20 protein-coding genes are annotated in these 23233 nt (G+C 43.4%); 11 read left to right on the top strand and 9 right to left on the bottom strand.

The annotated features are described in order from the left end of the window. Nucleotides 1-56 precede the first annotated feature (56 nt). The 6 genes from G395_RS0124515 to G395_RS0124490 form a co-directional block, all read right to left on the bottom strand. Nucleotides 57-257 (bottom strand): hypothetical protein, encoded by a 201-nt coding sequence (locus G395_RS0124515; RefSeq protein ID WP_169720072.1) that lies wholly within the window; start codon nucleotides 255-257, stop codon nucleotides 57-59. Nucleotides 258-652: 395 nt separating this feature from the next. Then, a complete protein-coding gene (locus tag G395_RS0124510) occupies nucleotides 653-2230 on the bottom strand; it encodes a calcineurin-like phosphoesterase C-terminal domain-containing protein (protein WP_026632473.1) in 1578 nt (525 codons plus the stop codon). Nucleotides 2231-2296: 66 nt separating this feature from the next. After that, nucleotides 2297-3745 carry a RagB/SusD family nutrient uptake outer membrane protein gene (locus tag G395_RS0124505; protein ID WP_169720071.1) on the bottom strand — a complete coding sequence of 483 codons (1449 nt, stop codon included), beginning with the start codon at nucleotides 3743-3745 and terminating at the stop codon, nucleotides 2297-2299. Between the two features lie 97 nt (nucleotides 3746-3842). Beyond that, entirely contained in the window at nucleotides 3843-7187 is a 3345-nt protein-coding gene (locus tag G395_RS0124500; protein ID WP_035361972.1) for a TonB-dependent receptor, read from the bottom strand. Between the two features lie 237 nt (nucleotides 7188-7424). Next, entirely contained in the window at nucleotides 7425-8555 is a 1131-nt protein-coding gene (locus G395_RS0124495) for a FecR family protein (protein ID WP_026632470.1), read from the bottom strand. Between the two features lie 107 nt (nucleotides 8556-8662). Continuing rightward, nucleotides 8663-9253 carry an RNA polymerase sigma factor gene (locus G395_RS0124490; RefSeq protein WP_026632469.1) on the bottom strand — a complete coding sequence of 197 codons (591 nt, stop codon included), beginning with the start codon at nucleotides 9251-9253 and terminating at the stop codon, nucleotides 8663-8665. Nucleotides 9254-10168: 915 nt separating this feature from the next. Between G395_RS0124490 and G395_RS0124480 the strand changes: the two genes are divergently transcribed. The 10 genes from G395_RS0124480 to G395_RS32265 all read left to right on the top strand — a co-directional run bounded on the left by G395_RS0124480 (nucleotide 10169) and on the right by G395_RS32265 (nucleotide 21255). Then, the gene (locus tag G395_RS0124480) at nucleotides 10169-11116 is read left to right on the top strand and encodes a hypothetical protein (RefSeq protein WP_026632468.1); all 948 of its coding nucleotides are present in this window, start codon (nucleotides 10169-10171) and stop codon (nucleotides 11114-11116) included. Next, nucleotides 11116-11643 (top strand): TlpA family protein disulfide reductase, encoded by a 528-nt coding sequence (locus G395_RS0124475; RefSeq protein ID WP_026632467.1) that lies wholly within the window; start codon nucleotides 11116-11118, stop codon nucleotides 11641-11643. Before G395_RS0124480 ends, G395_RS0124475 begins: the two co-directional genes overlap by 1 nt. A 245-nt stretch (nucleotides 11644-11888) precedes the next feature. Further along, nucleotides 11889-12506 carry a recombinase family protein gene (locus tag G395_RS0124470; RefSeq protein ID WP_026632466.1) on the top strand — a complete coding sequence of 206 codons (618 nt, stop codon included), beginning with the start codon at nucleotides 11889-11891 and terminating at the stop codon, nucleotides 12504-12506. A 286-nt stretch (nucleotides 12507-12792) separates the two neighbouring features. Beyond that, nucleotides 12793-13131, top strand: coding sequence for a PadR family transcriptional regulator (locus tag G395_RS0124460; RefSeq protein WP_026632465.1), 339 nt, complete (start codon nucleotides 12793-12795; stop codon nucleotides 13129-13131). Nucleotides 13132-13145: 14 nt separating this feature from the next. After that, the gene (locus G395_RS0124455; RefSeq protein WP_229204289.1) at nucleotides 13146-15758 is read left to right on the top strand and encodes an ABC transporter permease; all 2613 of its coding nucleotides are present in this window, start codon (nucleotides 13146-13148) and stop codon (nucleotides 15756-15758) included. Nucleotides 15759-16418: 660 nt separating this feature from the next. Then, nucleotides 16419-17885: a serine hydrolase domain-containing protein gene (locus tag G395_RS31330; protein ID WP_051350367.1), complete on the top strand. Its 1467-nt coding sequence runs from the start codon at nucleotides 16419-16421 to the stop codon at nucleotides 17883-17885. A gap of 246 nt (nucleotides 17886-18131) precedes the next feature. Next, complete coding sequence (locus G395_RS31325; RefSeq protein ID WP_051350366.1) at nucleotides 18132-18596, top strand: GbsR/MarR family transcriptional regulator; 465 nt, start codon at nucleotides 18132-18134, stop codon at nucleotides 18594-18596. A gap of 74 nt (nucleotides 18597-18670) precedes the next feature. Beyond that, nucleotides 18671-19903, top strand: coding sequence for a glycosyltransferase (locus tag G395_RS0124440; protein WP_026632463.1), 1233 nt, complete (start codon nucleotides 18671-18673; stop codon nucleotides 19901-19903). Nucleotides 19904-20416: 513 nt separating this feature from the next. Next, nucleotides 20417-20761, top strand: coding sequence for a four-helix bundle copper-binding protein (locus G395_RS31830; RefSeq protein ID WP_084439833.1), 345 nt, complete (start codon nucleotides 20417-20419; stop codon nucleotides 20759-20761). Between the two features lie 266 nt (nucleotides 20762-21027). Then, nucleotides 21028-21255 (top strand): hypothetical protein, encoded by a 228-nt coding sequence (locus G395_RS32265; protein WP_026632460.1) that lies wholly within the window; start codon nucleotides 21028-21030, stop codon nucleotides 21253-21255. A 196-nt stretch (nucleotides 21256-21451) separates the two neighbouring features. Here G395_RS32265 and G395_RS0124420 read toward each other — a convergent pair whose 3' ends face one another. The 3 genes from G395_RS0124420 to G395_RS0124410 form a co-directional block, all read right to left on the bottom strand. Continuing rightward, the gene (locus G395_RS0124420; RefSeq protein WP_026632459.1) at nucleotides 21452-21658 is read right to left on the bottom strand and encodes a helix-turn-helix transcriptional regulator; all 207 of its coding nucleotides are present in this window, start codon (nucleotides 21656-21658) and stop codon (nucleotides 21452-21454) included. Next, the gene (locus tag G395_RS0124415) at nucleotides 21655-22050 is read right to left on the bottom strand and encodes a hypothetical protein (protein ID WP_026632458.1); all 396 of its coding nucleotides are present in this window, start codon (nucleotides 22048-22050) and stop codon (nucleotides 21655-21657) included. The genes G395_RS0124420 and G395_RS0124415 overlap by 4 nt, the downstream gene beginning before the upstream one ends. Before the next feature lie 189 nt (nucleotides 22051-22239). Then, on the bottom strand, nucleotides 22240-22923 hold the full coding sequence (locus G395_RS0124410) for a recombinase family protein (RefSeq protein ID WP_262485404.1): 684 nt from the start codon (nucleotides 22921-22923) through the stop codon (nucleotides 22240-22242). Between G395_RS0124410 and G395_RS30245 the strand changes: the two genes are divergently transcribed. After that, on the top strand, nucleotides 22849-23232 hold the full coding sequence (locus tag G395_RS30245) for a winged helix-turn-helix domain-containing protein (RefSeq protein ID WP_229204288.1): 384 nt from the start codon (nucleotides 22849-22851) through the stop codon (nucleotides 23230-23232). The two genes, G395_RS0124410 and G395_RS30245, sit on opposite strands and share 75 nt — an antisense overlap. The last annotated feature ends 1 nt before the right edge of the window (nucleotide 23233 follow it).

The following is a 23233-nucleotide window of genomic DNA, read 5'->3' as shown; positions in this document are numbered from 1 at the left end:
CAACTGCGTGATAAGTCCAGACATCTTTGATATCCGCTTTTTCTATCTTCTCAAATTTACACCCGGAAAGCCTTCCCACCTCCCCCATGGATCAGCACCATTCCTGGGAATTTACCGCTGCCGGTTTTTCCGGATATGATGTCCGGATTGGAATAATAGGCAAAAACTTCGGTCGGTTTCCCCTCATAATCAACACTTCTATACAGCAATTTATGCAACGGCCCGCTCCGGCTGATCCATTTTACTTCCGGCGCCACACTCAAAGCCTTTAAATCCCAAAGCAAACCGTCCACCTTAATATGCTTGCTGTCTATAACCGGAATTTTTGAACTCTGTGAATAGCTGAGCGTGGTAAAGAAAAGTAAGTTTTTTCATAAGCAGTAAATGATGTGGCTACTGGATCTTGCGTCGTCCTCTAAATCGTGGAACGTTCTTTCACGAGTGTTCATAATTTGTGTGTCAAAGGTAGCTTTTTAAGATGCCCAAACTGGTCACAATGAGAAGGGGCTAAGCATCTCCGGCCCCTTCTTGAAATCCGTTTTTAAAATTAAAAAATAGCTCAAACTGTCATGTTAGCATTGACGATAAATTTTAATGTAACTGGTTACAATCTACCAAGCCTTGGGATTGATTTTTATTTGAATTAGGCCGATTACCACTTTGGTTTTTCGATGCGATAGGAACTGGTCTGGGTGAATGTACGGCCAAATACATCGGTTGCCCTCACTTCGATCTTGTGCTCGCCCAAACCGATATTTTCAGGCAGCGGTGCGTTCCAGAGGTGGGTGCAATTTCCTGCCTCGGTCGGCCGGCGCCCGCGCATGAGCGTATCGGCAGTATCCCATTCAGCTCCCTTAGCAACGAATGCAGGATCCGCACCGCCCACGAACTTCATGGGCTTCCAGGGCTTGTCATCAATACGGTATTCCACCTTGCTGTCTTTGTGGCCCATAAAGAAGTTGGCATAAATGTGGCCACGGCCTTCCCACCAAACATCATTCATAACTTTACGATGATATAAGTTGATCTGATAACTGGCGGGCATCCCGGCAACTTTATAGTCGGCTGTATATTGGTTTCCATTAATATTCAGATAGGAATAACCTTTTGGCGTGCCGTCGCTCATATCGGATTCAATGACCCCTTGCTCATCCACTTTGCCCGACCACCAATTGCCACAGGTGGTCCCAACATTGTACTCGTACAACTGTTTTTCATTAGTCCAACCATATTCCTTGCCATATAACTCCTGGCGCTGGTTATGTGAATGTGCAGACAAAACCAGAACATGCGGGTATTTTTCAAGAATCCGGAACAGGTGATCCCGGTCTTCCTCCCTGTATGAACCGGGGTAGCCGTTTTGCAGCGGCACATGGAAGGCCATCACCACCAGCTTGCTGGTATCAACCAATTTAAGGTCGTTTTCAACAAATTTGAATTGACTTTCTGTCAATCCACCCCGGAAACCTTTATGGTCAGGATCAGGATAAAGATTGTCTTCCAGTATCAGGAAATGGGCTTTCCCATAATTATAGGCATAATTGGCAGGCCCGAAATTGGCCGTGAAAGTTTCGTCAGTGAGGCTATCCGCCTTGGCGTCGCTATTCATATCATGGTTCCCCATGACATTATACCAGGGAACGCCCACTTTACTCACTGATTTTATGTAGGGCTTATGCAAGGCTAAATCGTTACCGGCCAGATCTCCCAGGGTAAGCCCGAATGCAACATCTTTTACATTTAATACCTCCGACACAATTCCTTTTTCGAAATAGCCCACTTCACGCTCATCAAGAACTTGCGGATCGCCAAAAATTAAAGCCCGGAAGCTGTCCTGCTCGATGCTTGGAGTCAGTGCGAAGTCCACCGATTTGGGCAGTGGGCCAGTCGGTGCGATCCCTTTGTACTTGGATGAAGGTGAACCTTTTGGATTATGTACATAAAAAAATTGTGGCTGATTGTATTCATTCACCGGTACGGCGAAGCCGGATGGTTTTATTACAGAAACAATCGCGTCGTCCCATATCGGCAAAATGTATTTTCCCTTTGCATCGGTAACGGTCACGTTTATACCATTGGTAATGGCAACATTGGGAATTCCTTTTTCCGAAGCTTCCTTTTTGCGGTTTTTGTTTGCATCATTATAGATATAGCCGGTTACAGTTTTTTGGGCGAAAGCCGCTCCTGCGCTTAGCAAGATCGTTAGCAGCAAATTAAAGATTATTCTCATTGTGATTATGGACTGATGGATTGAAAGCATTCTTAACGGTTGAATATATACGTAATCAAATACCGCCTAATATCCTGGATTCTGTTCGAGAAGATCATTATTGTTAAGTGCCGCTTCGGGAATGGGCCACAAATAGTGATGAGGAAGAAAAACCTTATTCTTTCCAAGCACATTCTTTTCCTTAGGGACAACATCCTGTATGATTCCCCATCTTTTAAGATCAAAATACCGCTGACCCTCAAATGCCAGTTCTATCTTTCTCTCAAAACGAATAGCCAGTCTCATCTGATCCTGACTTATCCCCGGTTGTATCGGCGGCATATGCGTACTCGGCCTTGATCTAATCGCATTAACTGCGTCATAAACCTCCTTTACTGGTCCTGCGGTTTCGTTCAATGCTTCGGCATACATCAGCAAGACATCTGCATAGCGGATCTCGACCCAATCCTGTTCACTAGGATTGACGGAGTATTCCTGCGCAGGAAACTTACTTTTATTCAGGAATTTTTCAATGATCAGACCGTTAGGCGTTCCCGCTCCTGCACTTGGTTGAAATCCATTTGCATAACCGGGCCATGGTTTTCCGGGATAAAGTACCGAAACATCCAACCTGGGGTCACGATTCGCAAATGGTTTCTTCGGGTCATAAAGAGGTGACTGCGAAACGCTTAATCCATCACTACTAAGGAATTCATCTACAAATGATTGCAAAGGAATAGCGCGCTCCCCTCTTCCGTACCAGACGTCAACTCCCCAACGCGGATCCTGTAAGTTGTTGGGTGCCAAAAAACGGATAGAAAACAGAATCTCTGGCGATTTCTCCTGAGTACCGTCGATAAAAACATCCTTTAAGTTGTTGCTGAGCGAAAAGTGGGTGTTCAACACTCCCTTGAATGCGTTTACGGCACCAGCGTAGTCTTTCATATACAGGAGAACTTTGCCTTTCAGGGCGTAAGCAGTTCCCCTCACAGCGTGTCCGTTGTAGGCAATGTCGGGAAGACCTCCGATCGCTTCGTCCAGGTCGGCGATAACTGCTGCAAAAATTTCTTCCTTCCTGCTCTTCGGCCGTTTGCCGTTTTCAAGGGTCAGCGGTTCCATGGCAAGTACAGCATCGCCAAAATACTGGGTCAGTCGAAAATTGGTGAGGGCACGAATGAATTTCACCTCCGAGACATATCTGGCCCGGTCCTGATCAGCCATTGCTACTTGCTCGATGTTGGCCAGAAAATCATTACAACTCGCCAATGTCTGGTACAACGAATTGTATACGGCAGTAACGTCGGCGCTGGTCGGTTCAATGACCCCCTGAGCAAATCCTTCATACTCGCCTCTATCCGCCTCGTCAGATAATGTTGAAAGGGAGGGTGTCATCCATGAGAGCTTATTGAATTGAAGCTGTCCGTAAACACCGGCCAAAGCACTTCTCACGTCCTCCTCACTTTTCCAAAATGTATCCGATGAAAGCTGTGTAAGTGAATTTTTATTCAAAAAATCTTCGCTGCAACCGATGAACATGAACGCTAAAATGAATGCAGGAAAAAATTTACGGCAACAGAATACGATGTTGTTTTTTATATACCGGATCATAGTTTTTATATTTTGTATGTCTTTGCTAAAACCGAACTTTAAGCCCTAGAGAATAAACTTTGTTTTGTGGATAGCGCACACCGCCACGGCCCCCGTCGCCGCTGCGTTCAGGATCGAAACCAGTGAATTTTGTCAAAGTAAACATGTTCTGGCCCGACAGATAGATGGTCAGCCCGGAGAGACCCAGAACGGATAACTTGTTCGGCATAAAATCATAGCTGATATCAAGGCTCCTTAACCTTATATAAGAGGCATTTTCAAGCCAGAAATCTGAGGGCTCTGAACTAGCTTTATTGCTATCGATGTACAGTTTGGGCACAGTGGTGTTTGGATTTTCCGGCGTCCATCTGTCGCGCCATCTTACCGGCGGCGGAGATCCCTGCCTGAAAGGTTCATAGCCCCATTGGCCTGTGTAATATTTAGCTCCTTGCACCCCGTAGAACATCGCGCTCAGGGAAAAGCCTCTAAACTTCAATCCAAGATTTGCTGCATATTCAAAGTCGGGATGGCGGCCGTCCATGGTAACTTTATCACTGGTGTTAATGGTGCCGTCCCCATTTTGATCTACGTAACGCAGGTCACCCGGTGACGGATTATTTGCTTGCTTGGCAGCCTGATCGATTTCTTCCCGGCTTTGAAAAATGCCTTGCACTTGCCACAGGTAATAAGTTTGGAAGGGATCCCCTTCGCGGTTTATGAAATTTTGACCATAGGTTACAGAACCATATCTGGCTAGTTTGTTCCTGTACGCGGAGATTGTCCCGCCAATATTATAAGATAGTTCGCGGCCAATTTTATTCCTGAAATCTACGCCTAGTTCCATGCCTCTGTTAATCATCACTCCGTCATTGATCAAAGGTGCGGTGTAACCTATTTCAAGAGGAATGTCGGCCCTTCTTAAAATATTAGATGTTCTCTTATCGAAATAGTCGATGGTCAGTCTAAACTTTCTCTTAAAGAACTCGGCATCAATACCGAAATCCGTTACAGTGGTTTTCTCCCAACTGATCCCGGAATTATTTAACTCTGTTTTTCTCACACCTGATGAAAGTGTGTTATCGAATGGATAGCCGGTTGTTACCGCCAAAAGGGATTGGTAAGGATAGTAACTAATTTCCTGGTTACCCAGACTTCCCCAGGAGCCCCTTAATTTGAGTTCGTTGAGCCAGTCTGATTTGAAGAAATCTTCCTCGGCGATATTCCAGCCACCGGAGAATGAAGGGAAAAAACCCCACCGGTTCGCCGGTGAAAAGCGTGATGATCCGTCATATCGGGCATTGACCTCCAAGAGATAACGATTCTTGAAACTGTATGCCAATCGTCCAAAGTATGAAAGCAATGCCCATTCACTTGAATTCCCCCTGTTACTTTGACCTGCTGCCGGGCCGGCATCCAGCTCTGTAAGTGCGCTTGTAATGTAGTTGATACGGGTACCGCCCAAGGTGCTCACTTTGAAGGTTTCATAGCTCGTTCCAAGTGTCGCATTCAGGTTGTGGTCTCCAAGGTCTTTTGTATAATTTCCGTAGAGATTGGCTGTGGTCAGGTTATTCTTGGCCTGGGTCTGTTCATAATTGTTGTTTCCGAAGCTACCTGAGGGTGCTCCCGTGACAAAATTATAGGTCGGTATTTTGGTGGCCATGTACCTGCTTTCAGCCATCGTTCCTGCAGCCGCGACACTCCCCGTAATATCGAGCGACTTAATCGGCGTTAATTTGAGATAGGCCTGTAACCGATAATCCTGACTTTTGATTTTATTTAAAGCCTCATTGGCAACCAACCATGGATTCTTATTGCCGATCGTCTCATTAGGATATCCCCGAGATGCATAACGCCCGCTGCCATCTGCAAGCACTGCACCAAATGTAGGTCTCTGGGCCATCGTGGATAATAACGGGTCCACGCCATCGCCACCGCTGTCACCGGCAGGAGAAGTACGGTTTTTAAGGACGAGCCCCAGCTTGGTTCCGAAGAGGAGTATTTTGCTTAACCTGGTATCCATATTAAATTGCATGGACGTCCGTTTCATACTGTAACCTTTGAAGGTTCCCGGCTGATCCAGATAGGCTGCCTGTCCGAAGAAATTTGTTTCCCCCCGATTTCCAGTAAACGAAAGCGTCTGGTTGGTGACCACTTTCGTATCGAACATTTTATCCAGCCAATTGTAATTAGGAAACTGGTCCGGGTTTGCAGGGTTTCTGTATGCATCGATTTGCTCTTTCGTATATGGGGAGCCACCAGTTCCGAAGTTGGCAATCGCTTCATTCCACAACTCCATGTATTCCACTGAGTTCCAGATTAGGTCCGGGTATTTTGTCGGCGAATGCAGCGCAGTGTTAATGTGGTAATCAAAGGTGGTTTTATCCGTTTTTGTTCCCGTCTTGGTTGTTACCAGTATCACGCCATTCGCAGCCCTTGCGCCATATATTGCAGCAGATGCAGCATCTTTCAGCACGGATATGCTCTCAATACTTTCTGGATTCACGCTGTTGATATCGCCCCCGGCAACCCCGTCGATGATGACGAGCGGATTAACACCGGCACCACTAAATGTGCCCACTCCCCGGATCTGCAAATTGATACCCTCTGCACCCGGTGCACCGGAGTTTTGAGTGACTTTAAGGCCGGGAAGTCTTCCTTGCATGACCGATGCCGTATTGAGAAACTGACCTTGTTCTATATCAGCTGATGTAATGGACGCTACCGCTCCCGTCACGTTTATTCTTTTTTGGGCACCATATCCTACCACTACCTGTTCGTTCAATGCGTTTGCCGATTGTTCCAGCGTGATATCAAAATTGGTTCTGCCTGCAATGGCGACCTCCTTGGAAACAAAACCTACAAAGCTGAAAACCAGTGTTCCCACCGTTTCCGAAATCTCGAGGGTGAATTCACCCTCCTCGTCGGTGAGAGTCCCCCTGGTCGTGCCCTGAAGCAGAATGCTGACCCCGGCCAGCGCAGCTCCTTTTTCATCGACAACCTTACCTTTTAAAGGAATAAAGTTGAGCGCGGGCGATTCCTGCACTTCCACCTTTACCGGTGAATTATCTGGGGTATTACGCGAGAGAATGACATGCTTGCCGCTGACCTCGTAGCGTATATTCATAGGCGTGAAAAGCTTTTCCAGCACTTGTCCAAGCATAGCGTTGGTCGCTTTTAACGTAATAGCCTGTTGTGACTGACCAATTTGTGGCGTGTAAGAAAAACGAACATTTGCCACTTTTTCCAGTTCTTTTAGAGCTGGTTTGAGTTTTACGTCTGTCAGGTCAAGGCTAATGCGGCGATTCAAAAGCTCCTGAGCGGATAGATTATTAGCCCAGGAAGCACCCATAAATGTCAACGCCAGTACAACCTGAACCAACGATAATTTCATATAGTGGATTAGTATATGTCTTAGTTGTTTCATACTTTTAATTCAGTTATTCGTTTGGAAAATTCGGATAATAGATCTCCTTACAACCTCTCCGGGATGTGAGGGATTAACAAGGGCCAATGATGGAGCAAGCATCATTGGCCATGTTGCTTAAGAAAGATGAGATGTAGCTAAGTTTTCATTGAGAAGTTGGAATGGTGAAGGAAGATAATCAAGTAATTCTTTAAGGGTTTAGGATTATTGTTTGCATCCGGTGGTGCTGATGATAACCTGGGCGTCGATAATTTCGTAGGACGCTCCAATGGTCTTACATACAACATCGAGCATCTCCGGAAGGCTTTGATTGGAAAAAGCAGCTGAAAACTGGCATTTCTTCAATATTTCAGGATTGAAAATGACATCTACCCCGTATGCACTTTTTATATCATTGAAAAATTGAACCGCATAATCGTCTTCATATTCGAATTTGGGTAAAGACGTTACATTTGGCAGCAAAACAGGATATGCTACCAGCCCTTTATTATCGAACAGCTCAGCCTTTCTATCAAACACGACAAACTGATTGGGGAGCAATAGAACAGTGGCTTTCTTTGGCGCATCCGTCGATTCTTTTCCTTTATGACTGCCGCGATATACGGTCACTTTCCCACTCAATACCCTTACAGTTACATTTGAACCGTCATGGAAAGCGATTACTTCGAATTTTGTGCCCAATACTTTGGTAACAATCTCATTCGCATATACATAAAACGGCTTGCTTGCATTAGGGACCACATCAAGGATTGCTTTTCCTGACAAATACACGCAACGATTTTCCCGATTATATTCTGAAACAAAACTGATCTCGCTTTGCGGATCAAGCATTACCGACGAGCTGTCAGGCAAATGATAAAGCTCCGGCTGTGATGATATGTTCCGGTGCCTTGTCACCTTGGAAGTATTTGCCAGTACAGCGATAGTCTCCTCATAGGTCGATTTTCCGAAACCTTTCGGTCGCCAGAACAGATAACCGGTAGCAACAATAGCCAGGGCAACAACGGCGGCGGCAAGTAAGTACCATCGGGTATACTCTCGCAAAGGCTTTACCTGATTACCATTATCGTATTTCTCAGTGCTTTTCAGTATCCTATCCAAAAGCTTTGCCTCCTCTCGCTCAGACAAGTATAGTCTCGAATAGCTTGTCAACCCCAGTAACACCGCCTCTACCAGCGACTGAGCCTGTTGCCATTCATAGTTCTTGTGGGGATTGGCCCGCAGATATTCTTCCCAAAACGCTTTTGATTCCGCTGTCGGAGAAAGCTGATGTCTCAGAAAGCGATCGTCGGTAACGAAGTCTACCGGCCCAAAATCTTCGTATCTGCTATGCACTGTATGATTGTTTTACAGAAGGATAACCAATACGCTGTTTTCATACTCAGCAGAAAGAAGAAAATTTGAAAAGAAATTGTGGAAGGGTGAGAAAGCAAAAAAGCGCTTCAAAAAAGCCCTTCCTGAAAAACGAAAAAAGCCAGCATAATCCAACCACGAAGTTTTTCAATGGCCCGGAAAACCAGGTTATTAGCTGACTGGGTATTTACATCAAGCACCTGTCCAATCTCCTGGTAACCCATATTTTCAACGAAACGGAGCCGGATGGCTTCCTGCTGACGCGGGGGAAGTTGCAAGACAAGTCGGTTTAACATGGCCTCATTATTCACAGACTCCTCTTTCTGGATCTGGATATCTTCTGCGGACGGATCAATCCACAAGTCCTCGAATTTATCTTGAACCACAAACACTTGCGGGCGTTCCTGCCGTTTCAATAAATGTAGTACCCGGTTTTTGAGGGCTACGAAAAGGTATAGGCGAATATTATCGGGAACGGTAAGCCGATCTCTTTTGACCCAAACTTCCAGAAAAACATCATGAATGCAATCGAGCACAAAATCCTCGGAAATTGAAACTAAGCTCATCCCATAGCGGTACATCGCCTTAACATGCAATCCGTAGATTGCCGTGTAAGCTTCCTTATCTCCTGCCAGGAGCTCTCTCCAGAGCGTTGCCTCATCCGTTGATTTACTTGCCATTAACAAGACATTTTGCCAGAAGCAAAGTTTATGACTAAAAATCTTGGCTGCAAAGAAACGGTTTTGTGCTGTATCGAAAGTTGCTGATCAGGTGAAGGAATTGTTAAGGTTTTTCAAAACGAAAGTGTTACAAACCGTCAGCTTGATTATAAGCGTCGAATTGAGCCACCCTCAGAGTCGCAAACAGTGCCCGTTGAAACGTCAGCGCAAAGTTAATAACACAAACCTTAAAGATATTGATGCAATGAGTTCAATGTATTTTGTCGGATTATCCGGCACTTTCCTATATTATTATTGAGGAACTAATTCAGAAACCTCAGGTCGTTAGCTTCAATGCAAAGCCTAACCTTTTGATCGCGCAACAAGCCGAATATCAGCTTGTGATCTCTGTTGGACTGAAAGCAGTAACGGATTAAATCGTGTGACAATATTCAGACAAATCGCTCAGACAAAAGTCACATTCCTGGTGGAAAGAAGATCAGCAGGCATAGTTGTCATCTCCTGAGGCGGAGGCTAAACACGATGATTGATTGCAAACGGTCGACATTTCTCAAGACAAGTCAAGCTAGCAGATGTACGATTTAACGTAGGCTTGAAATATCAAACCGTACTATTTTGCCTCTTCACAGAAAATTTATTATGAAAATGGCAAGTTGGCTGTAGTTCATTTTAACCACCCGTATTTTTAAAGCCATTTCCTAGTTTGCATACCTCTATAACACGTCTCACCATCTCGATTAATGTTGAGATAGCGAAATAGAAATTTCAGATTCTTATAGCTAAGAACATAGTAGTTGATGCGTCATCTACTACATTGAACGGATAATATTAGCTACAAGCCAGTTACTTGTAAATATATTGTCAATCATCTACCTTTATATATAAATTACCTATATAATATTAAAGTTATGAATTATGATAAAGATTAAACGTCTCGCAAATTCTATATACTTTTTTAGCTTGATTTTGTTTGCTTTCAGTACGATTGATTCGTTAGCTATCAATGAACCAATTTTTAAGAAAGGTAAGGTAATTATAAGCGGGCACATCAATCGGTCGATCGGTTCCTCAAAGGTCGTCTCAGTTACCTATTCACAACTGGCAGGTAGGCCTACGCGGTTGTCTCTCCTGCTGGATTCAACTGGTACTTTTCAGTTTGAATTCGATGTCTTGCAGGCGCACGACGCGACATTATGGTATGAAAAAGGGCGAGCCCAATTGTACATAAAGCCCACAGATAGCTTATATGTCGAACTGGATAGTGATGAATTTAAAAAAGCAAAGTATCCTGACTTTAAAATTTCAGGCTATGGTGCTGGAATATCCACGGACATTCTTAAATATCATACATTCAATGCCCTGAGCAACTTTCAACCCTCAGTGGAAAACAAATCTGTCAGCCAGTACCTTTCTGATATAAGAAAGCGAATTGCAAAAGAGGACTCGGTGCTGTCAGTATTTGTAAAGCAATACGACCCGAGGGAAGAATTCAAATACTGGGCCCGACAAGACATTGTTTATAGAAATGCCAATTTCTTAGTAGACTATGAATATTATCATTCTATTCATAACACGAGCTTTACAGGCGACCTTTATGATATAAGAACCTTTCCCGTCAATGATGCCCAGGCGGCCGCTTCGTCATGGTATCAGTATCATTTGTGGCAATATGCACAAGACAAGTATGTTAAAGCGAATAAAAAAATTGGAGCTCTTCTAAAAGAAGATAAAGAAGGCAATGCATATCAATTAGTGCTTGAAAACATCTTAAAGGGTGAAGTACCTGGCACAGGCCGCGACCTGATTTGCTACCAATCCTGTTTTCCCTTTCAGAGAGGTCTTACCCTATTTATCAGCACTTAATGAGAAATGGCAGTTATTATGTTGCAAATGAGGAACTCCTAAGCATTCTTCAACAGCAGACACAACAAAATCCTGACTTTCCAAGCCATAAAGTAGCATTCTATAAGGCAGATTCCGGAACAGAAATTGAAATTACGGGCGATGTATTTCAACAGCTCGTGTCCATGCATAAAGGAAAGGTAATTTACATTGACTTTTGGGCCACCTGGTGCGGCCCCTGCAAGATGGAGGTGCCATTCGCGATGGATTTACATGACTTTTACAAAGAAAAGCCTATTGTATTCGTAAACCTTTGTTTATTCTCAGATCGCAACACTTGGCGAAAGATGGTGGCTACCCAGAAGGTTGGAGGTGAGAATTACTTTTTTGATAAAGACCAATCAGAGCTCTTGAAAAGCAAATTGAAAATTGGAGGTTTTCCCACTTACATGATTATTAGCAAGGAATGTAAGCTGGTCGACGCACAAGCGCCGCGGCCTTCATCTCGAAATGTCATTAGGCAGCACCTTTCTAAGTTTATGGAGTAATACTTCTATTACACCCACAATTTAACCAATCGAACAACAGCCTTCCCTATTTCCGCAGCTTTTCTGGAACAACGCCGGCAAAGTGAGCTCTTCTTTAACCGTTTTGGCTGTGATCGTGGGTGAAGTTGTTACAAAATAAACGTTCGTATAAATGGTAAGGATAATTTAGTAAAAAGGCTTTAATATCACATTGTTATTATTATAAAATAAATCTGACAATCAGGTTTTCATCTAATCACTCAAAAATGCCCCGAAATATTGCCTATTTACGTGTTTCAACCCTGGATCAAGACCTCGAAAAGAACAAAGCCGACATACTGAATCTGGCCAATGAGAAAAATCTAGGGAAAGTCGAATTTGTCCAGGAAAAGGTTTCGGGAAAAGTCTCCTGGCGCAACCGTAAAATTGGGCCGATCCTGGACCAGCTCAAAAAAGGGGATGTGATTTTGCTGAGTGAATTTTCCAGACTGGGTAGATCTATGCTTGAAGTGATGGAGATCATATCGATCGCCATGCAGAAAGGTGTCCGGATTTATACTGTAAAAGGAGCTTGGCAACTTAACGACTCGATCCAGAGCAAAGTGATGGCAATGGTTTTTGCAATGGCGTCAGAAATTGAAAGAGACCTAATCAGCAAACGGACGAAAGAGTCACTAGCAGCCAAGAAACTATCCGGAATAAAATTAGGTCGGCCAACAGGCCCGGGTAAAAGTAAACTTGATCAGTTCAGGCCTGACATCGAAGCATTGCTACTCAGCGGTTCGAGTCAAAAGTACATTGCAGACCGTTACCGGGTGACGGAGGCTACCTTATCTAACTGGATTAAAAAGAATAGTGTTCAAAAATACCGGAAAGTAGCGTAGCTCAGAAATCAAAGGCAAAATTCAAAATGGTAAACGAAAAAGTATTGCTCGACTTCCAAGTACTTTCGATATCAGAAACACTTCGGGCTGTTTTCGCATTGATAGTGCTGCGAAAATTCCTTGGTAACGTCCTTTCGTGAAGAAATTTCAAAATCGGACAAAATCCGTCCGATTTTGAACATTACATTTCTTTAGTCTCATTACAATCAATTGGTTTTCAATAGTTTATCAAATTAAATTTCCTTGGCAAGCTATTTAATCAGCAAATATGGAAATTATAAAGCTTATGAATAGGAACTACCTCGGAGAATTTGAGGAACTCATTCTTTTAGCCGTCGCAGTGCTGGATGGACAGGCTTATGGGTTCGCTCTGTTACACGAACTTACGGAGAAAAGCGGAAGGCAAGTCAGGCTGAATCAAGTTCACTCCGCCTTGCAGCGTTTGGAAGAGAAAGGCATGGTAAAATCAGCTTTCGGCGAGCCAACCTCGGAACGGGGTGGAAAAAGAAAAAGACTCTTTACGATAACTACTCTGGGGCAACGCACATTACATGAGATCCAGGAAGTACGTGCCAGCTTTTGGAACAGGCTTCCAAACTTTGCTAAGTTTTCAATTACAGGATAATCCATTTAGCTGACATGAAAAATCCACCGCGCCTTGCAAAGCGATTTTTAAGATGGTTTGTGGCACCGCACCTATTGGAAGTGATTGAGGGCGATATGGAAGAAGAATTTTCTTTTCAGCTCAAAACAACGGGAGCCCGCAAAGCCAGGCTTCGCTACTGGTTCGAGGTACTCGGTTTTTTCAAGCCCAGATATATTAAAAGGAAGCCCAGTGCCAATTCTTACAATCCAATATTCCGCCCATCTATGTTTAAAAACCACTTCAAGATCGCCCGGCGAAATCTGTTTCGCAACAAAGCTTTTTCGCTAACAAATATTTTAGGTTTGGCATTGGGTATGGCTTCCGCCTTGCTCATTTTTCTTTGGATTCAGGATGAGCTAAGCATTGGTGCGCAATATGATAATGCTCCAAACTTATACCGTGTTCTGGAGCGTGAATTCTCCGATGGAAAAGTTGTTGCAGACGATAATACGCCTGGTTTACTGGCTGATGAACTAAAAAAGCAATTTCCCGAAGTGGTTCATGCAGCCGGCTTTTCCTGGCAGGAAGGGCATGTACTGGGAGTAGGAAACAGAACTGCCAGACAGACCGGTTGTTACGCCGGGGCCGATTGGTTCAAGATGTACGGCATTCCACTTCTCGCAGGCGCACCTTCTACCGCACTTAACGCACCCAATAGTCTCGCAATTTCCAGAAAACTTGCAGAACTTTATTTCGGCAGTCCGGAAAAGGCACTTGGCAAATCCGTTCAGTTTGACAATACTGTAAATTATCAGGTGACCGCCGTCTTTGAAAATCTGCCTGTCAATTCATCTGATCAATATGAGTTTTTACTAAGCTGGCAGGATTTTCTGGCCAAGAATTCCTGGACGAAGGAATGGACTAATTCAGGCCCTAAAACAAGGTTTCAACTCCGGGCAGACACCGATCCAAACAAATTTAATGATAAGCTTAAATGGTTTCTGAAAGGACGGAATACCGATTTTAGCAAGACCTTCTATATCAATCTTTTTCTGCAGCCAGAAACCGAGGCACACCTCTATTCCAGCTTTAAGGAAGGCTACCCCAACGGTGGTCGTATTGAATATGTAAGATTATTGGCCGTTGTAGCGGTGTTTTTGGTATTAATTGCTGTAATTAATTTCATGAATCTGGCCACGGCAAGGTCAGCGAAAAGAGCGAGAGAGGTGGGGGTCCGGAAAGTCGTCGGAGCAGGCCATGCATCGCTCATTGGTCAATTTATGAGTGAAGCATTGCTTCTGACGGCTCTTTCCCTCGTAACAGCTCTTGCGTTGGTGATCATTGTTTTGCCTGTTTTTAACCAACTGACCGATAAACAATTAGTTCTGCCCTGGAAGCAGCCCGTTTTTTGGGTAGGTTTATCCGGATTGGTGCTGGTTACCGCAATTTTATCAGGTAGTTATCCTGCGCTTTTTCTCTCGTCTCTTAATCCAATTCATGTGCTCAAAGGTGCTGGCTCGTTGTCACGGCTTGGTAATGGCATTGGTGCACTCTTATTTCGACGTGGTTTGGTGGTTTTCCAGTTCATCATGTCCATGCTTTTAATAGTAGGCACGGTGGTGGTTTACCAGCAACTTCAATACATTCAAACCAAGAACCTGGGTTATGAGCGCGAAAATTTGATCAGCATTCCAGTCGAAGGGGAATTAGCGAAAATTTATCCACTGTTCAAGCAGCAGTTGTTGGATATGAGTGGCATACAATCTGTCACAAGTATGAATGGCAGCCCTTTGGGCAATGGCAACACGACCGAAGGAGTGAGTTGGACTGGAAAGGATCCTAATGCAGCTATTTCATTTAATAATGCAGCCGTAGGTTATGATTTCGCAAAGACTTTGAAACTAAAATTTATTGGCGGCCGTGATTTTTCGCAGAACTTTGGAACTGATTCCAGCAACTATCTTATCAATGAAGCAGCAGCTAAGCGCATTGGTTACAAAGATCCAGTCGGACAGCCACTCACTTTTTGGAGCAAACCCGGAAAGATTGTAGGACTGATTGAAGATTTTCATTTCAACTCACTTCATGCACCGATAACGCCTCTAATCATTCGCCTGGCCGGCGAATATTACGGCAATATTTTAATACGGACCCAACCCGGGCAAACCAAGGTTGCTCTTGCAGGCATTGAAAAAATCTATAAAAAATTAAATCCGAAATTCCCGTTTGCGTATTCATTTGTAGATAACGAATATCAAAAAATTTACAGAGGAGAAACGGTGGTCAGTACACTTTCAACCATTTTTGCGCTTCTGGCTATTTTCATTGCCTGCCTTGGATTATTTGGTTTGGCAGCTTTTACAGCTGAGCAACGCGTAAAGGAGATTGGTGTTCGTAAAGTGCTAGGCGCATCTGTGGCGAGCATTGTGTCATTGTTGTCCAAAGATTTTGTAAAGCTGGTACTCATCGCCATTGTCATTGCTTCACCCATTGCATGGTATGTCATGAATCAATGGTTGCAGAACTTCGCCTATAAAATTGATATAGACTGGTGGGTTTTTGCATTTGCCGGTTTACTATTATTGACAGTTGCGCTGCTGACTATTAGTTTTCAGAGTATTAAAGCAGGGCTGATGAATCCAATTAAATCTCTGAAGTCTGAATAATAACTACTGCCTATCTTCATCAAGATTAATATTCCTTACGCTTTACCTGTCACAGTCAATAGTGACGTAAATAACTATGGTTTGAATGAACATGCCCGTACAAAATATCTTTGTTAAAACAGTGCAAAACAATTCTAAAATTCACAATATTGACTACTTGGCTGCTAACCGGGAGAGTACGGAAAAACCACACCGTTTCCGCGTACGCTAATAAACGACAAATGGGATATAGAACCACGGACCGTAGCTATCGCTCGCCATTCGAAATTTGAAGGAAAATGTTCCTCTAAGAGCTGAAAAGTTTCTGTTTTTTATGACCCGATCTGGCTAAGTGCTGTCTAAGTGCACCAACCTTACATGTAATATTCTCGACAACCTAAGCTATACTGCTTTTATTATGTTGAACCGCTGCCGCATATTCATTCAGAAATTTTAAGAATTACATTAGATTGAAAGGTTGCTCAAAAAAACAGACGTTATTTGTAACTGATTTTCTTCCCATAGAATTACCGTGTTCTCGTACGTCGTAGCTGGCTATACAAAATGTTATATGTCGTTGATAGGTTTCTAGCTTATCCTGAGTTTGTGTAGAAGCTGTATTTTGTCAATCTTACATTAGTATTACCGACAACTAAATCACCTAAGTTTGAAAAATTTATTATGCTGAGAAGGATAAGCTATTGCATAGGTCTGGCACTCTTTGTGAATGTTCTGGCCTGTTCTACTGATGAACAAAAAGTGGTGGGAATTTGGCATACTGAATTTGAGGCTGTACCACATCTTAAAAGCGCATTCGATGTTGAGCTGCGTCACGATCTCTTCTCTGATTCGTGGAGCGGCAGGTTTGAAATTCCGGAATCAATGGCGGAAGGAACATTGTCTGGTGTAAACATCACAGATTCAAAAATATTCCTGGATCTAGGGCAAGGAGCGACATTCACGGGTAACCTTTCGAAGAATAAAACAGAAATCAATGGAGTGCTCAATATTCCCGATCGAAAACCTGAAACGCTGACCTTGACGAAAACTGACCGTTGGACGTCACAGCGGCCAGCAAGGATCGACAAGGAAAATCGCCCGCTGCTAAAATGGAGCTATCAAGCTCCGCCTGTGAACAGTGATGGTTGGAAAGTGGGCGCAATGAATATGCAGACTACAAATTCCAAAGTATTACATGATCTTTTTGAGAACATTTTAAAGGGCAAATATCATGGACTGGATGCAGTGCTTGTTGCCCAAAATGGAAAGTTGTTACTTGACGAATACTTTTATTTAGGTGATCGGGAACGAATCCATAGTTTACAATCATGTACAAAAAGTGTGACATCACTCCTGATTGGCATGGCACAAGATGATGGTCTGATCGAAAATCTGGATGCACCAATAACAGATTTTTTCCCGTCCTACAAGAACTCTATAAAAGAAAAATCACCACAACCCACGCTGCGTAATGCCTTAACGATGTCGGCAGGACTGGATTGGCACGAGGACATTCCTTACACTGACCCCAAAAACGATGCTGTTTTAATGAACCAAAGCAAGGATATGTATCAGTATGTCCTGGATAAAAATTTAGATAAAAAGGATAAGCCGGGGAAGAAATTTGAATACAACAGCGGCCTCTCGATCCTGCTGGGTGGTATTTTATTCAATGTAACAGGAAAGCCTGCAGACAAATGCGCAGAACAATCCCTGTTTAAAAGTTTGGGAATTGAGAACTATGCCTGGACTTCCATGAATAATCAAGTCCATACAGGAGGTGGATTATTTCTCAGGCCTCGGGATATGTTGAAAATCGGGCAGCTAATATTGGACAAAGGAAAGTGGAATGATAAGCAAATCGTGTCCACTTCCTGGATCACCGAATCTACCGCATTTGTTTTACCACAAAATGAGTCAAGTTCGGATTGGGGATATGGATATCAATGGTGGCGGGGTGTATTCCGCGTTAAAGAGAAGGTGTTTCCTGTAATCTACGCAGCTGGTTACGGAGGTCAGGTGTTATATATCGTTCCCGACTTAAACCTTTCAATCCTTACGTTACATCACAACGCATCGGATGTAAGTGGCAGCCACTCCCTGACCTGGAAAGATATCGAGAAATCTATTCTTCCTGCTTTCATCTGATTTTGAAGCATTTATGAAATGTGCCCAAAACAGCAGAAACTGGTTATATCTCTTCCCCCTAGGATTTACTGCTCAATCGTTCCGCTTGCAAAATGGTAATTATGGATGATAAAGATTGGGTTACTGCTATGCAAAGGATACTTAATAAGAGATTTACCGTACTAGCTGGAATAAAAATAAACTGGTTCTCATATTCAAGAACCAGTTGAAATTTGTAGCTTTGGATTCAAACAAATTCAACCGGGATTGGAAAATCACAGGGATAAAATAGAGCTGTATGGAGTGGTCATGGAGGGTATGGGACTAAGTCCGGTAGCAGCCCGTGTTTTCGTGTATTTGTTGTTCAGTCACCAAGACCAGGCTACGTTTGACGATATGGTCAGCTATTTTAAAGTAAGCAAGAGTGCTATCTCCAACGCATTAAAATTTTTGATGGCAGTGAACATGATTGAGTCAAAAACAATAGGTGGGCAGCGGAGACGGTATTTTCACGTCAATTTCAAGAAAATGCTTGATCAGCAGGAAATGACTTCTCGCTTTAAAAGCTATTCTGCTATGCTTGATGATATTGCCAGTAGCCGGGGCCAGGATGATGAATTTGCCAAAGAACTTGCCAATGCTTCCAGTTTGTACAAAATGATGATTGTTGAATTTCCGATCATTTTAGAAAGGTGGAAGCAGTTGAACATACATAATCGCAAGGCATACTAAAATTTAAGCTGTCAGTTCTTTTTATAAAGAACTTAAAAAACTATAAACCAGTGCTTATTCTAACATAATAGCTTATGAAAATAGCCCTATTAACCTTAGGAACTCGGGGTGATGTTCAGCCGTATGCCGTATTGGGTAGAGCCCTTCAACAGAGAGGCCATCAAGTAGTATTGTCATCTGCCAAGAATTTTGAATCATTGGCTAGATCCTATGGGATTGATTTCGCCCCGGTCGATGCAGATTTTCAGGCACTGCTTGAGTCCGAGGAAGGCAAGAAAATGATGAAAAACCCAATTCTTGCCCAGCGAAATTTCAGCCGCTGGGTGCACCCTATGATCCAAAGTGCCCTAGACACTTTTTATAAAGTTTCACTACAAAGCGACAAAGTTTTGTTCCACGGCAAAACCCTGGCAGGTTACTTTGCCGATCAGTTCCCAGACAAAATGATCCGTGCAAATGTTATTCCGGCATTTGAAGCAACAGCACAGTTCGTAAACCCAGTCCTGAGTGGCATTGGATTGCCCTCCATCCTTAATAGGTTTAGCTACAAACTAACTGAATTCAGCTACCGGATGATGCACAAACCGATCCGGGCGTTCCGAGAAGTAAATAAACTGTCACCATTAATTGCAGACTACAAAGGACTTCCGTCGATTTACGGTGTAAGTCGGCACTTACTGACAGAACCAAACGACTACCCTGATAACAGTCACTTTACCGGATTCTGGTATGGTGAATCCCCTGCTGCACTTGACTCCGATGTATCTAAGTTTCTGCAAGAAGGCGCTCCACCCTTGCTTGTCACGTTTGGGAGTATGCCGCTGACTACCGAGCTTAATATGCAGCAAGCAATGATGCAGCTGACAGAAAAACTTAATACCCGGATCATTATTGTTAAAGGCTGGGGGTTTGAAAAGACAACCGATTTGGAGAATTGTAAAGCCATCAAGATCATCGAATCCGCTCCTTACGAAAAATTACTTCCTCATGTGAAAGCAGTAATTCACCACGGTGGGATCGGTACTATGGCTGAATGCCTAAGGGCAGGTAAACCATTCCTGACTTGTCCGGTGCTGTACCCTATGGGTGACCAGCATTTTTGGGGACAATTGGCTTTCCAAAAAGGTTGCGCGCTTAAACCAATACCTTTGAAAAAATTAACGCTCGACCAGTTGATCACTGCCGGTTATGAGCTATTAACCAGAAAAGAACTCCACACTAGCAGCAGGCTCATGGCGGATTTACTATCCACGGAAAATGGGATCGACAATGCCATTAAACTGGTTGAATCCGGCCCTGACCAGTAACGCAGACATATAATGTATCGCATCGTTGTGAATCATAAATTGAAGAGTTAGAAAACCACAAAGAGGAGAATAGCCCTTACTCCTTGATATAGAATACCCTCGATATCAATTTTGAAACAGCAAATCCTTTATGATATGGCCTGGTAATCCCTTGGCAATTAAGGATCATTTTGATATATTGCTTCTAGAACATTCAGTTAGACAATGAGCAAGCTCCCCTGGACCAAATATGTATATAGCCTATGGATCGTGGCCATAGTAGCTGCTTTAACAGCCAAATATGTAACAGATAGCTTGATAGTATTGCTGCCCTTATCAATCGGATTATATCTTATTTCAGTTAGGACCTGGGCAGCAGTCAAAGGTTACGAGTAATTGCCGTAAAGAAAATCACCCTCGATATAGCTTTCTGTTAATAAAGTTATCCCAGTCATAATATTATAACAATCCGCTGGAATCGTTTTTGTAATTAAATTCTCCGTTTATAAAATATACTATTAAACCTGGGAAATCATGGCAAATCAGCAATTTAAGGACTGTATTGATGCTTGTGTTGCTTGCGCGGTGGCTTGTAGCTATTGTGCAACCGAATGCTTGAAAGAAGAAAACCCGAAAAATCTGGTCAAATGTATAAAGCTTGATCTTGAATGCGCCGCAATCTGCCGAAGCGCTGGCGAAGTGATGAGCCTTGGAAGCCAGTTCAGTGCGCATTTATGCCGGATTTGTGCAGACGCTTGCAAAGCTTGCGCGCAAGAATGTGAGCAGCATGCACAAATGGGTATGGATCATTGCCGCCAGTGTGCAGAAGCCTGTCGTCATTGTGCTGACATTTGCGAGCAGATGGCAACACCGGTGTGAGCGTTAAGCGTTTTTAGATACTACTAGTGCGAACGGTCCATTTCAATGCCCTTATAAGGCATTAACCGCTGTTCGCCCCCCTTAACATTCATCATACTAATTTGCAAAACAATTTTCCAGTGCCGGTAAATTTCTTTCCAGGCATCCAAAATTGAATGTTGCGGATCATATATGTGCGTGGGCTCGCTGCCGGTCCCGTTTAATTCAATAATCGAAAAGTTCCGCCCCGCTGTCAAATCTTCCCAGCTTGCAAAACGGATATCTAGATGGCCGAAGTAAAATCCGCGAATTTGTCTGAACACACGATCGATCACGCCGATCAGTTCAGGAGTTTGGACTTGGAGGTTAACAAATTTACAGCTGCGCCTATGAAAACCGTAGGGAACCAGGGTCAGCGTTTTACCCGCTGCCGGGACTTGATCAAATTGATCGCCGTAAATTACGGACAGGGCTGGAAGTTGAAGGATTGCTCAGTCATTTTGCATGAGCAGTGATAAGAGATCACTTTTCCCATCGCCCGTTACATTTGAGGTTTTCGTTACAAATGGACGAAAAATAGCGGTTGGCATTATTTGATTTACTTAGCTCTCTATTATCCGCCTTCACACTCTGGTTATGTATAGCTTAGAACCGGCATTTGCCATGATACTTTATGTTAGTTCGGCGTTTCTCGATTATCCGATCTTTCCCTTAATCATCTTCTATATCATCCAATTGAAACAAAACTTCGACAGTAGTATTAAAAACTTTAGCCATCCGCAACGCAAGCACAGTGGATGGAACAAATTTTCCAGTTTCAATAGAATTTAAGCCTTGTCTTGATACGCCTATGTGTTTTGCAAGATCGGCCTGTGTCCAGTTTTTTTTAGCTCGTTCAACCTTTATTGTGTTTTTCATACGCCGTACTTTCTTTTCGTAATGAACATTGCAATAAAATAAAAAGCCCAGCAATAACCCACCAAATGTCCATAGCCAAACCAGGCTGGGTTCGATATATCACACAGGCGAAGCAAAAACAAAAGCATCATCAGCATGGCAGTTAGCGAAAAACCGATAACAACAGCTTCCAATTGCACCCGTTGCTTTACTTCGTCCATTACCGAAAACGCTTTGATTAATTTAAAAATAAAAATGGCGAATGTAATGATTGGCACTATTGCAATAATTACCGAAACAGGTTTACTAAATACTTGATGTTTTAGGAGCCATGTTGCCGGCAAATAGGTGGCTCCATATATGAGTGCGAATATGATAGAATGTCTGTTTGCGGTTATTTTAGACTGTTCCATTATGTTGAATTGTTTAGTTTTATACAAAGATATGTAAACATTTCTCTTTGTCAAGTTTTGTTGACAAAAAGTCTACAATAATGGCTATTTTAATAATGATGATGATTCTCGGCACTGACCTTGAAAGAGCTTTTTTCTAAAAAAATAGTCACAGATAACGAAAGGATCGTTAAGAGACCATAGTGGCCGCTAAGTTTTTAGTTTTGACCTATAATTGTAAACGGTCCCATAAGCTATCCGCAACAGTTTGGAAATTTTATTTATTGAAAGCCCTCGTTCTTGCAGTTCGGCTATTTTTCGCTGCTGGTGAACCGGTATCGGAGGCCGTGAAATACGTTTCCCCTGTGCTTTTGCCCTGGCCATACCGGCTTTTACCCGCTGGCTGATCAGTGAGCTTTCAAATTGTGCTAATGAAGCCATCACATGAAATATCAGCTCACCGGTCGGCGTGGTTGTATCGATATTCTCCTGATAGGATATAAAATCAATTCCCATACTTTGGAATTCCTTCATAGCATTGACCAGTGCCTGGGTTGATCTGGCAAACCGGTCATACCGCCAAACCAGGACTACATCCAGTTTTCTCTTTTTGACCGCCGCCATCATCAATTTGTACTGGACCCTGTCCTGGGTTGTCCCGGATGCGTAATCTATAAATTCTCCCATGACTTTAAAGTTACGCCTTTGGGCATAGTCCCTTAATTGGCCCACCTGGGTTTCCGGATCCTGCCCCTTATCCAAGGTAGATACCCTTGCATACAGGGCAACCCGTTTGGTGATATTCTCTTGCCATTCAGTGTGCGCGAATTCATCGCCCGGGTGCGTGTGATCTTCCGGCGCAATGAAGAAAAAGCAAGATACAGCTCGCCGCAATCGGCACAGATAATCATTGCGGGACTGGAAATCGATGTAGACAAACGCAAAGTGATGCTGCGGGGCGAGCGCATTGAGCTTTCGCCCAGGGAATTTGAGCTGATCGTGCTGCTGGCCTCCAATCCCTGCCGGAGCTACAGCCGCAAACAGCTGCTGAGCCTGGTTTGGGGTTATGATTTTGAAGGATATGAACACACGGTCAACACGCGTATCAACCGGCTCAGAGGAAAAATAGAAACCGACGTGTCCAGTCCGACATTTATACTAACTACCTGGGGCATTGGCTACCGGTTTAACGAAGAATTGTGAT

The sequence above is a fragment of the Dyadobacter alkalitolerans DSM 23607 genome (assembly GCF_000428845.1).
Classification (GTDB): domain Bacteria; phylum Bacteroidota; class Bacteroidia; order Cytophagales; family Spirosomataceae; genus Dyadobacter; species Dyadobacter alkalitolerans.
The sequence above is the reverse complement of the archived record's forward strand: the minus strand, read 5'-3'. Positions and strand labels throughout refer to the sequence as shown.